This window comes from Pedococcus sp. P2_D7 (assembly GCF_056404295.1).
Genome location: NZ_JBFUEH010000003.1, coordinates 362833 through 376156 on the forward strand (window position 1 = coordinate 362833; position 13324 = coordinate 376156).

The following is a 13324-nucleotide window of genomic DNA, read 5'->3' on the forward strand; positions in this document are numbered from 1 at the left end:
ACCAGCCGAAACGGCGACGGCTCCCCCCACGTCGCCGACTGTTCACCCCCACCCGTGACATCTGTCAGGGCCGACCTCCGAGTCATCGGCCACGTTGGCTAGGTGCGCCGAACGCGCACCCGTACCCAGGAGGATCCACCGTGACCAGACGCACCACCGCCGTGGTCGGCGCCCTGCTGCTCATCGGCGCAGCGGCTGCCGCCCTTCCCGGCACCGCACTCGCCTCGTCCGCCGGACGACCCGGCACCGCGACCACAGGCCACCACGGCGCCCCCGGCGCCCTGCCCGGTGGCTACACCAACCTCGTCGTGATCTACGAGGAGAACCACTCGTTCGACAACCTGTACGGCGGGTGGGGCCGTGTCGGCGGCGACGCCGTGAACGGGGCCACCGCGCCCGCGGTGCCACAGGTCGCGCAGGACGGCACGGCATACGGGTGCCTGCTGCAGAACGACGTCAACCTCACCACGCCCCCGCAGCCGAACACCTGCCAGGACGCCGGCCACGGCGTCGCGGCGAGCAACTTCACCAACCAGGCGTTCACGATCGACGACTACATCAAGCCGTCCGACACCACCTGCGCCCCCGAGGGGGTCTTCGCGCCCAACGGGACCCTCAAGGGCAGCGGCCTCCCGGGCGGCTGCACGCGCGACCAGGTGCACCGCTTCTACCAGGAGCAGTACCAGCTCGACGGCGGGAAGCAGGACCGCTATGTCACCGGCTCGGACGCCGTTGGCCTGACGATGGGCAAGTACGACACCAAGGCCCTGCCGATCTACCAGTACCTCCACTCCAACGACGCCCCGAACTACGTGCTCGCCGACAACTTCTTCCAGGGCGCGTTCGGTGGCTCGTTCCTCAACCACCAGTTCCTCATCGCGGCCCGCGCCCCCGTGGACACGTCCGCCGGCGCACTCGGTGCCAAGAGCTCGGTGCTGGACGGCAACGGGATGGTGAACAAGTACCCGCTCTACACGCCGACCGGCGCCGTGGTCGACGGCCAGCTCACCCAGAAGTGTGCGGCCGGCGGCAACGACCCGGTGGCCGCGTGCGGCGACTACGCCGTGAACACGGTGCAGCCGTCCTCGACACCGTCCGGCAGCGGAGCGAAGATCCCGCTCATCGACGACACCCAGTACCCGAACATCGGTGACCGCCTCAGTGCGGCCAAGGTGAGCTGGAACTGGTACGCCGGAGGGTGGGACGACGCCGTGGCCGGACACCCGGGTGCGAACTTCCAGTACCACCACCAGCCGTTCGACTACTTCGCGAACTACGCCGCCGGCGCCCCCGGCCGCTCACACCTGCAGGACGAGAAGAACTTCCTCTCGGCGGCCAAGGCCGGCACCCTTCCGGCCGTGAGCTTCGTCAAGCCGTACGGCTCGGAGAACGAGCACCCCGGATATGCCAGCGAGCACACGGGCAGCGACCACCTGGTCGACCTGCTCCAGACCATCACCCACGGTCCGCAGGCCGACCAGACCCTCGTGGTCGTGACCTACGACGAGTTCGGCGGGTCCTACGACCACGTCGCACCGCCGAAGACCGATGCCTGGGGCCCCGGCACCCGCATCCCGGCTCTCGTCCTGTCGGCCGGCATGAAGCACTCGGGCGTCAGCCACGCGAGCTTCGACACCACGTCGATCCTCGCCACGATCGAGCACGCGTGGGGCCTGGCGCCGCTGTCCCCGCGTGACGCCAAGGTCGCCGACCTCGCGCCCGCCGTCTCCATCGGTGGCCGGCACGACGACAGCCGACCGTCGCGCCGGTAGGCGGCACCGCACCACCGCACGACCCACTCGGGCCCGGACCGCACGACGGTCCGGGCCCGAGCCCGTCAGTGACCGCGGTCGATCCACTCCTGCAGGTGCGGGGCCTCGGCGCCGATGACCGTCGCGTCGCCGTGGCCGGTCAGCACCACGGTCTCGTCCGGAAGCGTCAGCAACCGGTCGCGGATCGACTCGATGATGGTCGGGAAGTCGCTGTACGACCGTCCCGTGGCGCCGGGGCCACCGTTGAACAGGGTGTCGCCGGTGAACACCACGTCCAGCGCCGGCGCGTAGAGGCAACACGACCCCGGCGTGTGGCCGGGGGTGTGGATCACGTGCAGGTCCACGTCGCCCACGGTGACCACCTGGCCATCGGCCAGCTCGCGGTCAGGGGTGACGGGGTAGAGCTCGTCCCAGAGCATCCGGTCCGCAGGATGCAGGTATGCCGGGGCGCGCGTCCCGTCGCAGACCTCACCGACCGCGTTGATGTGGTCATTGTGGGCGTGCGTCGAGATGACGGCGACGACCCGGCGCTCGAGGTCGATCGACTTCACGATGGTGCGCCCGTCGTGGGCGGCGTCGATGATGAGGCACTCCTTGTCGTCACCGACGACCCACACGTTGTTCTCGACCTCCCAGCTCCCGCCGTCGAGCTCGAACGTCCCGGACGTCACGACGCGGTCCACGCGCACGCCTCCCGCCGACGGTGCGATGACCGGCACCCCGGCGTCCTGGTCGCCGCCGTGCCCGCTCACACCCATGGTGCTGCCTCCTCGGCGCTCCGGGCCTCGCTCGTGCCGCCCACGCAGAGCGTGGGACCCGGCTCGTGTCCTCGCGCTGTCGTCGGCATCACAGGACCACGACCGAGCGGAGGACCTCGCCGCGCTCCATCTTGTCGAACGCCCCCTCGACGTCGCCGAGGCCGATCCGCTCGGACACGAACGCGTCGAGGTCGAAGCGGCCCTGGCGGTAGAGGTCGACGAGCATCGGGAAGTCGCGGCTGGGCAGGCAGTCGCCGTACCAGCTCGACTTCAGGGCGCCACCGCGACCGAAGATCTCGATCATCGGCAGCGTGACCTGCTGGTCGGGCGTCGGGACGCCGACGAGGACGACGGTGCCGGCGAGGTCACGCGCGTAGAACGCCTGCTCGTAGGTCTCGGGTCGGCCCACCGCCTCGACCACGACGTCGGCACCGAAGCCGCCGGTGAGCTCGCGGATCCGCTCGACGACGTCCTCGGTCGTGCCGTTGATCGTGTGGGTGGCGCCGAACGACTTCGCGCCCTCGAGCTTCCGGTCGTCGACGTCGACGGCGATGATCGTCGTCGCGCCGGCCACGGTGGCTCCGGCGATGGCCGCGTTGCCGAGTCCGCCGCACCCGATGACGGCGATCGAGTCGCCTCGACCCACCCCGCCGGTGTTGACGGCGGCGCCGAAGCCGGCCATCACCCCGCAGCCGAGGAGACCCACGGCCGCCGCGTCCGCGTCGGCGTCGACCTTCGTGCACTGGCCCGCCGCGACGAGGGTCTTCTCGATGAACGCCCCGATGCCGAGTGCCGGGCTGAGCTCGGTGCCATCGGTGAGGGTCATCTTCTGGGTCGCGTTGTGGGTGGCGAAGCAGTACCACGGCTTGCCCTTGGCGCAGGCGCGGCACTGGCCGCAGACCGCCCGCCAGTTGAGGATGACGAAGTCGCCCGGCGCGACGTCGGTGACGCCCTCACCCACGGCCTCGACGACGCCCGCGGCCTCGTGACCGAGCAGGAAGGGGAACTCGTCGTTGATGCCGCCCTCGCGATAGTGCAGGTCGGTGTGGCAGACACCGCACGACTGCACCTGCACGACGGCTTCACCCGATCCGGGGTCGGGCACGACGACGTCGACCAGCTCGACGTCGGCTCCCTTGCTGCGGGCGATGACTCCCTTGACGGTCTGCGGCATGCCTGGCTCCTCGGGTCGGTCTGTGGTCGGTCGGTCGGTCGGTCAGGGGTGTCGCGCGTCGCCAGGAGACTCGCGAGTCGGGCGGGGCCTCGTCAGGCCGTCGGCACGACCAGGGCGGTCGCGATCGCGGCGATCCCTTCGGCGCGACCGGTCAGGCCGAGGCCGTCGGTGGTGGTCCCGCTCAGGGACACCGGGGCCTCGACGGCCGCGGACATGACCTGCTCGGCCAGGTGTCGCTGCGGGCCGATCCTGGGCTTGTTGCCGATCACCTGGACGGCGACGTTGCCGATCTCGAAGCCTGCCTCGCGCACGAGGCGAGCCGCCTCGGCGAGCAGGGTGCGCCCCGAGGCGCCGGCGAGGTCGGGCCGATCGGTCCCGAAGTGCAGGCCCAGGTCCCCGAGCCCGGCGGCGGAGAACAGCGCGTCGCACGCGGCGTGGCAGGCGACATCGGCGTCGGAGTGTCCCTCGAGGCCCACCTCTCCCGGCCAGAGCAGCCCGGCCAGCCACAGCTCGCGTCGGTCGTCTGCGGCGAAGGCGTGGACATCGACGCCGACTCCCGTGCGCGGCATACCCGGGATGTCCATGGCCCCATCCAACCATCCGGACCCGCGCACCCGGCCACCGGAAAACCGGGTGAGGCGGCCGGGGTGCCGTCACTAGGGTTGGCCCGCATGACCGACCCCGCCGCCCCGCCGCCCGAACCCCCACCCGAGCCCGCGCCGCAGGCCCTGGCCGTGCCCGTCCTCAGCGGCACCCTGGTGACGCTCCGCCCGCACACCGAGGCCGACCTCGACCCGATCCTCGAGCGTTGCGTCGACCCGCTGACCAAGCGGTTCACGACGATCCCGCTGGAGTACACCCGCGACATGGCACAGGAGTACCTCACCGGGCTCCTCGAGCCGTCGGCGGCGCGCGCCTCGTGGGCCATCGAGGTCGATGGTCGGTATGCCGGGACCATCGACCTGCGGGTCCTGCCCGTCGACGACGGGGCCGGCGACCTGGGCTACGTCACGCACCCGGCCTTCCGCGGTCGGGGCGTGATGTCCGAGGCGGTTGGGCTGGTGGTGGCCCACGCGTTCGACACCCTCGCCTGGCAGGTCGTGCGCTGGGAGGCGCACGCCGGCAACTGGGGCAGCGCGAAGGCGGTCTGGCGGGCCGGCTTCCCCGTGCCGGTCTTCGTCCCCGACCTCCTGCTCGAGCGGGGGCGGATCGTCGACGGCTGGATCAGCAGCATCCACGCGGACGCCGACCGGCAGCCGGTCGCGCCCTGGGACGACGTGGTCGCCGCCCTGACCCGCTAGGAGGGGTCGGCGAGGTGGCGTTCGGCGACGGCCAGGTCGTCGGGCGTCGTGATCTTGAAGGCCAGCCGGTCTCCGTCGACCACACGCACGTGGCCGCCCATCCGCTCGACCAGTGCGGCGTCGTCCGTGGCTTGTGCGCCGGACGCGTGGGCGTGCACGAGCACCTCACGCAGGAAGGCCTGCGGCGTCTGGATCGCCCGCAGCGTCGAGCGGTCGGGGGTGTCGGTCACGCGACCGGCCGCGTCGACCACCTTGATGGTGTCTGCCACAGGGACGCCGGGGACGACGGCAGGGTGACCCGACCGCACTTCGTGCACCAGGCGGGAGAACAGGCTGGGAGGGGCAAGCGCGCGGGCCGCGTCGTGGACCAGCACGATGCCGTCGTCGGGGCGCAGGGCCGCGAGTCCGGCGGCGACGGAGTGGGTCCGCTCGGCACCGCCCGCGACCACGTCCACGTCGTCGGGTCGGCTGCTCCGGGACGCGATCGCGCCCGCCTCCCTCAGGTGGGAAGCGGGCGCGACCACGATGACGTGCGACACCTCAGGTGTTGCCAGCGCGCGCTGGACGGCGTGCTCGAGCAACGGCGTACCCGCCAGGGCCACGAAGGCCTTGGGCTGGGCGGCGCCGAGCCGAGTGCCTTGTCCTCCAGCGACGAGGACGACGGCAACGCTCAGGAGGCGAGCACCTCGTCGAGGATGGCCTCGGCCTTGTCCTCGTTCGTCTTCTCTGCGAGCGCGAGCTCGGAGACGAGGATCTGACGAGCCTTGGCGAGCATGCGCTTCTCGCCGGCCGACAGGCCACGGTCCTTGTCACGACGCCACAGGTCGCGGACGACCTCGGCCACCTTGATGACATCGCCGGAGGCGAGCTTCTCGAGGTTGGCCTTGTAGCGGCGCGACCAGTTGGTCGGCTCTTCGGTGTGGGGGGCGCGAAGGACTGCGAAGACCTTGTCGAGGCCCTCCTGTCCGACGACATCCCGGACTCCGATGTCCTCACAGTTGTCTGCAGGAACCTCGATCGTCAGGTCGCCCTGGGCCACCTTGAGCTTGAGGTAGATCTTCTCCTCGCCCTTGATCGTGCGGGTATTGATTTCTTCGATCAGTGCAGCCCCGTGGTGGGGGTACACGACCGTCTCGCCGACCTTGAAAACCATGTGCTGTTTTCCCCTTTCGCGACCCTCAGAATATCACGACACGCCGACGTCAGGAAAGCCGAGCCGATTGCGTTTGCGCAGGTCAGCGGCCCGCAAAGGCATTGCGGGCCAACGAATTCGGTCTTGACAGAATGGCCATTTCCGTGCAACGCGTGCGGGTGCGCGCTCCGACGAAGGTGGCCGCTAGGCTGTCCCCCGTGACCCGCCGAACCCCGCTGGCCCCGCGCTCCGGAGGCCGATCCACCAGCCCGCGATCCCTGCGACGCCTCCTCCCGGTGGCCGTGGCCGGCGCAGCCCTGGCGCTGTCCGCCTGTCAGACCCAGTCACCGATCCAGACCAACGTCACCTACGTCGCCGCTGACGGCGTGCCCGTCGACCTCGGCCCGGTCCAGCTGCGTGACCTCGTGGTCATCAGCGGCGGCAAGGACAAGCCCGGTGTGCTGTCCGCCTCGGTGAGCAACACCAGTGGCGACGCGCAGCGCATCTCCTTCTCGCTGCCCCAGGGGCAGCCGGTGTATGCCGAGGCGCCGGCCTACTCCGAACGTCGCCTCTCCGACACGAGCCAGGTCCAGCTCCCGGGTGTGCCGGTCAACGCGGGAGACGTCGTGACGCTCAGCGTCCAGACGCCCACCGCGCCGGCCGTCGTGGTCGTGGTCCCCGTCCTGAAGGCGGCCGGCTACTACGCCTCGTTGGCCCCGACGAACGCACCGACGCCGACCGACACGGCCGCCGCCACCCCCTGACGCTGAGCCCGGACTTCTGGCCAGCGGTGCGGCAGCCCGGCGGGTCCTGAGCCCGACGACGCGACACCGGTGGCCAGGAGTGGGTCAGTGAGTCAGTCGGACTCGAACTTGTAGCCCAGTCCGCGCACGGTCACGATGTGGCGCGGGTCGGCCGGGTCGGGCTCGATCTTGGCCCGCAGTCGCTTGACGTGGACGTCGAGCGTCTTGGTGTCGCCGACGTAGTCGCTGCCCCAGACCCGGTCGATGAGCTGCATCCGGGTCAGCACCCGCCCGGTGTTGCGCAGCAACATCTCCAGCAGCTCGAACTCCTTGAGCGGCAGGGCGGTGGGCTGACCCGACACGGTGACGATGTGCCGCTCGACGTCCATCCGGACCGGTCCGGCCTCGATGGTGGCGGGCAGGAGGTCCTCAGGCTCGGCCAGCCGGCGCAGCACGGCCTTGATCCGGGCCAGCAGCTCACGCGAGGAGTAGGGCTTGGTGACGTAGTCGTCCGCCCCGATCTCCAGCCCGACGACCTTGTCGATCTCGCTGTCCTTGGCGGTCAGCATGATGACCGGCACGTTGGAGCGCGCCCGGATCGCGCGGCACACCTCGGTGCCGGACAGGCCGGGGAGCATGAGGTCGAGCAGCACGAGGTCGGCCCCGGACCGGTCGAAGTCCTCCAGCGCCTCGGGACCGGTCTCGGCCACGGCGACCTCGTACCCCTCCTTGCGCAACAGGTAGGAAAGGGGGTCCGAGAACGAGATCTCGTCCTCGACGACCAGGATGCGCGTCATGCGGGGGTGTCTCCTCGGGTCGGGGGTGGCTGCTCTGCTGCATGGGCTGCTGACTGGGGCGACGACCCGCTGCGGTCGACGGCGGCGGGGAGCCGGATGGTGAACGTCGACCCCCGCCCTTCCTCGCTCCACACGTCGACGTCGCCGCCGTGGTTGGCGCAGATGTGCTTGACGATGGCGAGACCGAGGCCGGTGCCACCGGTGGCGCGGGACCGCGCGTCGTCGACCCGGTAGAACCGCTCGAAGATCCGGCCCTGTTCGGCCGCGGGGATGCCCTGGCCCTGGTCGGTGACGGTGATCTCGACCATCTCGTCGGCGAGCCGTCCGCCGACGGCCACGCGGCTACCCGTCTCGGAGTAGGCGACGGCGTTGCCGATCAGGTTGCGCACCGCGGTCACCAGCAGGTCCTCGTCACCGAAGACCTTGAGGTCGGGGGCGCACGCCTCGGCGATCTCGATCTGCTTGGCGTCGGCGCCCACCCGCGAGTAGTCGATCGCCTCGTGGACGGCGGCCGTCACGTCGACCAGCCGGGGCTCGTGGAGGGTGTCGGCCACCTGCAACCGGGACAGGTCCACGATCTCCTTGACCAGCTGGGCGAGCCGGTGGCTCTCGACCTGCATCCGCGAGGCGAAGCGCTCGACCGCCTCGGGGTCGTCCTTGGCGTCCTGGATGGCCTCGGCGAGCAGGCCGAGGCCGCCCACCGGGGTCTTGAGCTCGTGGCTGACGTTGGCGACGAAGTCGCGCCGGACCTCCTCGACCCGTCGGGCCTGCGTGTGGTCCTCGACGAGCAGGAGGACGTGGCTGCTCCCCAGCGGGGCGACCCGCGCGTGCATGATCGAGCGGCCCTGTCCGAGCGGACCCCGGGCGAGCTCGAGCTGGGACTCGCGGATCACGCCGTCGCGGCGCACCTGCCTGGCGAGGTGGCGCAGCTCGCCGTGGACCAGCTCCCTGCCCTTGACCAGCCCGTAAGCCGTCGCGGACGGTGAGTTGTTGATGACCTCGTCAGCCGAGTCGACCACGATCGCACTCGAGCGGAGCACGGCGAGGACGTCGGCCACGCCGGACGGGAGGGGCGTGACGGGCGTGGTCGGCGGCATACTCGTCTGTTGGCGCTCGGAGTAGCGTACGGCGATCACCGCCAAGGCGCCGGTCAGCAGCCCGGCGAACCCGGCCAGGAGTGCAGCACTGGTCGCATCCACTCCTTCAATGTACGGTGCGCCGAAGAGCGGTCAGCGCACGCAGGTGGTGCGTCGAGCACGGCGTCTCCAGATGTTCACCTGAGGTCACCCGACCGTTCACTGCCTCGTGGGAGCCTCGGCTCGCACGCACCACCGCACCCATCCGTGCCCACACCCATAGGGAACCAATGCGCGACGCCTTTCACGAGGACCTGGACACCATCTCCGACCAGCTGGTCGAGATGACCCGGCTGGCCGGGTCCGCCATGTCCCGAGCCACCACGGCCCTGCTCGATGCCGACATCAAGCTGGCCGAGTCGGTGATCGAGGCCGACAAGGAGCTCGACCGCCTCCGCGAGGACCTTGACGCGCTGTCGATCGACCTGCTGGCCCGTCAGCAGCCGGTCGCCACGGACCTGCGCATGGTCGTCACGGGCATGCGGATGAGCGCCGACCTCGAGCGGATGGGCGACCTGGCGCGCCACGTCGCCAAGGTCGCCCGGCTCCGCTACCCCGACTCGGCCGTGCCCGCCGACATCCGCGCGACCATCCTGCAGATGGGCCAGGTCGCCGAGCGGATCGTGGCGAAGTGCGGCCAGGTCATCGCGGCCAAGGACGTCGAGGACGCCAAGACGCTCGAGCGGGACGACGACGCCATGGACGAGCTGCACCGCACGCTCTTCAGCCACCTCATCGACGGGACGTGGAAGCACGGCACCGAGGCGGCCGTCGACATGACCCTCGTGGGCCGCTACTACGAGCGCTTCGCCGACCACGCCGTGTCGGTCGCCCACCGCGTCGTCTACCTCGTCACCGGCGAGTGGGATGTCGCCGAGGACCACGAGGAGCAGGAGGACCGCGCCACCGAGCTGCGGTGACCACCGCTCCACCGGAGACAGAGAGGCCCGGTATGCCGCGGGGGCGGCACCCGGGCCTCTCTGCGTCCCAGCGCACCACCGCGTGTAGGGTTACCGGCCCTGGTTGGCGACTGCGGCGGCGGCCTCGGCGGCAGCCTCCGGGTCGAGGTACTGCGCCGGCTCGGTCGGCATGAAGTCGTCACCCAGCGTGTAGACCAGCGGCTGGCCGGTGGGGATGTTGAGCGCAGCGATGTCCTCGTCGCTGATGCCGTCGAGGTGCTTGACCAGGGCGCGCAGGCTGTTGCCGTGCGCCGTGACGAGCACCGTCTCGCCGGCCTTGAGGTCGTCCTGGATGGCGCCCTCCCAGTAGGGCATCATCCGGACGATGACGTCTTTGAGGCACTCGGTGCGCGGGACCTCGATCCCGGCGTAGCGCGGGTCGCCGCTCTGGTCGAACTCCGACCCCACCTCGATGGGCGGTGGCGGGGTGTCGAACGACCGGCGCCAGAGCATGAACTGCTCGTCGCCGTACTTGTCCCGGGTCGCGGCCTTGTCGAGGCCCTGCAGCGCGCCGTAGTGGCGCTCGTTGAGCCGCCAGTCGCGACGCACCGGGATCCAGTGCCGGTCGGCGGCGTCGAGCGCGAGGTTCGCGGTCGTGATCGCGCGGCGCAACACCGAGGTGTGCACGACCGTCGGCAGGACTCCCTTGTCCTTCAACAGTTTTCCGCCGTCGACGGCTTCCTCACGTCCCTGGTCGTTGAGGTCGACGTCGACCCACCCGGTGAAGAGGTTCTTGGCGTTCCAGTCGGAGTGCCCGTGACGGAGCAGGATCAGCGTGTAAGCCATGGCGCCAGCCTAGCGAGCGTGCGGCGGCCGGGTCGGCGGGCGTTCAGCTGGCGTCGTCAGCCCATTGGCCCGGCTGCTGGGTCGCCGTCGCGCTGGAGGATCGAGCGGAACGCCTCGAGGTTGCGCAGCGACTCCCCGCGCGACACCCGCCAGTCCCACTCCTTCTTCATGCTCGTCAGGAACCCGATCGCCAGCAGCTCGTTGAAGTGGGCGTCCGCGGCCTCCAGCACGACCCCCAGCACCTGGTCGAGGTATGCCGCGTCGACACCGGTCGCGGGAACGCGTCCGGTCACGTAGACATCACCGGCCTTGTCGACCGAGTAGGCGAGTCCGGGCAGGCGCAGGTTCTTGCGCAGCAGGTAGCGGTAGAAGTTCTCGTGGTTCTCGTCGGGGTTGCGCATGACGAAGGCCGACACCGACAGGGCGGCGGCACCAGCTACGAGCGACACGACCGTCTTGAGCTTCTTCTCCCCGGGCAGGGTCACGACGAACTCGCCGGCACGGGCCCCCGCCTCCCACTCGATCTCCGCCTCGGCGAGGAACTCCTCGACGACCTCGGCCAGCCCGGTCGGCGCGACCAGCCCGGTCGGCGTGGTCGGCCCGGTCGGCGTGGTCACGGGACCACCGCAGCGGGGACGCCGGCCAGTGAGCCGTTGGGTGAGGGCGCGTCCTTCGTGAAGGCGCGGGCCCGACACGCCTCGACGTAGACCTCATAGAGGCGTTCGGTCGTGCGGTCCCACCCGAAGAGGGCAGCATGCTCGATCGCCCTGCGGCTCAAGGCTTCTCGCTGTTGCGGGTCGACCAGCAGGGCTTCGAGGGCCAGCGACCAGACGTGGGGGTCGTGCCCGTCGACGAGCACGCCGGCATCGCCGACCGCCGTGGGCAGCCCGCCCACATCGGCCGCCACGACGGGGGTGCCGCAGGCCTGCGCCTCGACGGCGACCAGCCCGAACGACTCCGAGTGCGAGGGCACCGCGACGAGGTCCGCGGCCCGGTACCAGTCGGCCAGCTGGGCCCGCGGGACCGGCGGCACGAAGCGCACCTGCGCGCTGATGCCGAGCCCTTCGGCGAGCTCCTCGAGCCCGCGCGGGTGGGCGAGGCCCGACCCCGACGGGCCGCCGATCACGGCGACGACGAGCTCGCCGGCCCAGTGGGGGTGACGACCGAGGAGCTCTGCAGCCGCTTTGACCAGCACCTCGGGCGCCTTGAGCGGCTGGATCCGGCCGACGAAGAGCAGCACCTTGGCGTCCTGCGGCAGCCCGACCGCCGCACGGGCCGCGCGCGGGTCCCCGGGGGAGAACAGCGACAGGTCCACCCCGGGAGGCACCACGACCACCTTGTCGGGCTCCGCGGCATACAGGTCGATCAGCTCGTTGCGCTCACCCAGGGTGTTGGCGATGAGGCGGTCCGCCGCCTCCACGACCTGGACCTCACCGATCTCGCGGCCGGGGGGTTCGGGGGTGTCGCCCTCGGCGAGGTGCTGGTTCTTCACCCGGGCCATGGTGTGCATGGTGTGCACGAGCGGGACCTGCCACCGGTCGGCGGCAAGCCACCCGACCTGCCCCGAGAGCCAGTAGTGCGAGTGGACCAGGCTGTAGTGGCCCTCCGGCTCGTGCGCGCCGGTGCGCATGACGCCGGCGGCGAAGGCGCAGAGCTGGCCCGGCAGGTCGTCCTTGCCGAGGCCTTCGTACGGCCCGGCGGTCACGTGGCGCACCGTGACCCCGGGCTCCATGTCCACGGTCGGCGGGAGGTCCGCGGTCGTGGTGCGGGTGAAGATCTCGACCTCGACCCCGCGCTTGGCCAGCTGGTGGGCCACCTCGACGACGTAGACGTTCATGCCCCCCGCGTCACCGGTGCCCGGCTGCTCCAGCGGCGAGGTGTGGACACTGAGCATCGCGACGCGGTCGATGCGTTCGCAGCAGCCCATGTCGCGAGTCTGCCACGCGTCCCCGGATGGCTACGAGGTGGAGGTCGGTGCCGGGCGCGCCTGCGAGGAGACGGTGAGGAAGCACCCGCCGGTCCACACGTGGATGTCGGTGCGCCCTTCCTCGCGGATGTCGACGCCACGGGCCACCCGCTGGGGACCGACCCCCACATCGGTGCCGAGGAGGGTGGAGAAGACCGCGCGACCCTCGAGGGTGGCGGGGTCGACCCAGTTGGCGGTCTTGCGCAGGTTCACCGCCGGCAGGCCGGGCCGGATGCCGACGGTGAGCGGCTCGCGGTTGAGGTGCCAGACGACCCCGTCGGCACCGTCGACGGAGGCGCCGACCCGGATCACGCCACCGCCGGCCTCGATGCGCAGGGTCAGCGGCAGGGTGCGCGACCCGTCGCCGACCGTGCCGTAGTACGTCGCGCGCCCGGGCAGGAAGGCCAGGTCGGTGATGCTCACGTTGTCGAACTGGTGGGTCACCCGTTCCTGGGTGCGCCCGTCGCCGCCGGTCGTGGCACTCCCCTCGACCGCGGACAGCATCGATCCCCCGATGACCGTCTGCAGCAGGAGCGTGTTGTCGCGGCTGACCCGCAGGCCGTCCGAGTAGAGCGACACGACCACGCCGCCACCCAGGGTGGCCACGCCCTTGGCGTCGTCCTCCACCTTGAGCAGGCCGGGCGGCACGTCGACGAAGCCCTCCTCATGGCCGATCCAGCCCGGGACGCTGGTGGCCAGGCCCAGCAGGGCCAGTGCGGCCAGTGAGGCCACGAGGGCGACCATGCTGCGGCTGATGTCCCGCTCGCGCCACCGCAGCTCCGGCCACCTCGGCCTCGACG

At 71.0% G+C, this 13324-nt stretch carries 15 protein-coding genes; 4 read left to right on the forward strand and 11 right to left on the reverse strand.

The window, feature by feature from the left end; all coding sequences use genetic code 11:
- Positions 1–140 precede the first annotated feature (140 nt).
- The gene (locus AC1DWJ_RS08850; protein WP_477620579.1) at positions 141–1772 is read left to right on the forward strand and encodes an alkaline phosphatase family protein; all 1632 of its coding nucleotides are present in this window, start codon (positions 141–143) and stop codon (positions 1770–1772) included.
- Positions 1773–1837: 65 nt separating this feature from the next.
- Here the strand turns inward: AC1DWJ_RS08850 and AC1DWJ_RS08855 are convergent, their stop codons facing one another.
- The 3 genes from AC1DWJ_RS08855 to ispF all read right to left on the reverse strand — a co-directional run bounded on the left by AC1DWJ_RS08855 (position 1838) and on the right by ispF (position 4288).
- On the reverse strand, positions 1838–2530 hold the full coding sequence (locus AC1DWJ_RS08855; protein ID WP_457254800.1) for an MBL fold metallo-hydrolase: 693 nt from the start codon (positions 2528–2530) through the stop codon (positions 1838–1840).
- Between the two features lie 88 nt (positions 2531–2618).
- Positions 2619–3704: an S-(hydroxymethyl)mycothiol dehydrogenase gene (locus AC1DWJ_RS08860; protein ID WP_477620580.1), complete on the reverse strand. Its 1086-nt coding sequence runs from the start codon at positions 3702–3704 to the stop codon at positions 2619–2621.
- A gap of 92 nt (positions 3705–3796) precedes the next feature.
- Complete coding sequence (ispF, locus tag AC1DWJ_RS08865; RefSeq protein WP_477620581.1) at positions 3797–4288, reverse strand: 2-C-methyl-D-erythritol 2,4-cyclodiphosphate synthase; 492 nt, start codon at positions 4286–4288, stop codon at positions 3797–3799.
- Between the two features lie 87 nt (positions 4289–4375).
- Here ispF and AC1DWJ_RS08870 point away from each other — a divergent pair, with 87 nt between their 5' ends.
- On the forward strand, positions 4376–5005 hold the full coding sequence (locus AC1DWJ_RS08870) for a GNAT family N-acetyltransferase (RefSeq protein WP_477620582.1): 630 nt from the start codon (positions 4376–4378) through the stop codon (positions 5003–5005).
- Here AC1DWJ_RS08870 and ispD read toward each other — a convergent pair.
- Positions 5002–5679, reverse strand: a complete 678-nt coding sequence (gene ispD, locus AC1DWJ_RS08875) for a 2-C-methyl-D-erythritol 4-phosphate cytidylyltransferase (RefSeq protein WP_457254859.1) — start codon at positions 5677–5679, stop codon at positions 5002–5004. The genes AC1DWJ_RS08870 and ispD overlap by 4 nt on opposite strands.
- Positions 5676–6158 carry a CarD family transcriptional regulator gene (locus AC1DWJ_RS08880; RefSeq protein WP_056922091.1) on the reverse strand — a complete coding sequence of 161 codons (483 nt, stop codon included), beginning with the start codon at positions 6156–6158 and terminating at the stop codon, positions 5676–5678. Before AC1DWJ_RS08880 ends, ispD begins: the two co-directional genes overlap by 4 nt.
- A 197-nt stretch (positions 6159–6355) precedes the next feature.
- Here AC1DWJ_RS08880 and AC1DWJ_RS08885 point away from each other — a divergent pair, with 197 nt between their 5' ends.
- The gene (locus AC1DWJ_RS08885) at positions 6356–6901 is read left to right on the forward strand and encodes a hypothetical protein (protein ID WP_457254806.1); all 546 of its coding nucleotides are present in this window, start codon (positions 6356–6358) and stop codon (positions 6899–6901) included.
- Positions 6902–6993: 92 nt separating this feature from the next.
- Here AC1DWJ_RS08885 and AC1DWJ_RS08890 read toward each other — a convergent pair whose 3' ends face one another.
- Entirely contained in the window at positions 6994–7677 is a 684-nt protein-coding gene (locus AC1DWJ_RS08890) for a response regulator transcription factor (RefSeq protein ID WP_056922089.1), read from the reverse strand.
- Entirely contained in the window at positions 7674–8876 is a 1203-nt protein-coding gene (locus tag AC1DWJ_RS08895; RefSeq protein ID WP_457254808.1) for a sensor histidine kinase, read from the reverse strand. Before AC1DWJ_RS08895 ends, AC1DWJ_RS08890 begins: the two co-directional genes overlap by 4 nt.
- Before the next feature lie 167 nt (positions 8877–9043).
- On the opposite strand from AC1DWJ_RS08895, the gene phoU reads away from it, so the two are divergent.
- Positions 9044–9733: a phosphate signaling complex protein PhoU gene (gene phoU / locus AC1DWJ_RS08900; RefSeq protein WP_477620583.1), complete on the forward strand. Its 690-nt coding sequence runs from the start codon at positions 9044–9046 to the stop codon at positions 9731–9733.
- 90 nt (positions 9734–9823) lie between these two features.
- Here the strand turns inward: phoU and AC1DWJ_RS08905 are convergent, their stop codons facing one another.
- From AC1DWJ_RS08905 to AC1DWJ_RS08920, 4 genes are read right to left on the reverse strand one after another with little or no spacing between them, the layout of a single operon-like run.
- Positions 9824–10558 (reverse strand): phosphoglyceromutase, encoded by a 735-nt coding sequence (locus AC1DWJ_RS08905; RefSeq protein ID WP_477620584.1) that lies wholly within the window; start codon positions 10556–10558, stop codon positions 9824–9826.
- A gap of 56 nt (positions 10559–10614) precedes the next feature.
- The gene (locus AC1DWJ_RS08910; RefSeq protein WP_477620603.1) at positions 10615–11139 is read right to left on the reverse strand and encodes a YbjN domain-containing protein; all 525 of its coding nucleotides are present in this window, start codon (positions 11137–11139) and stop codon (positions 10615–10617) included.
- Positions 11140–11171: 32 nt separating this feature from the next.
- Positions 11172–12485, reverse strand: coding sequence for a D-inositol-3-phosphate glycosyltransferase (gene mshA, locus AC1DWJ_RS08915; RefSeq protein WP_457254813.1), 1314 nt, complete (start codon positions 12483–12485; stop codon positions 11172–11174).
- A 30-nt stretch (positions 12486–12515) separates the two neighbouring features.
- A complete protein-coding gene (locus AC1DWJ_RS08920) occupies positions 12516–13256 on the reverse strand; it encodes a hypothetical protein (RefSeq protein WP_477620585.1) in 741 nt (246 codons plus the stop codon).
- Positions 13257–13324 lie beyond the last annotated feature (68 nt).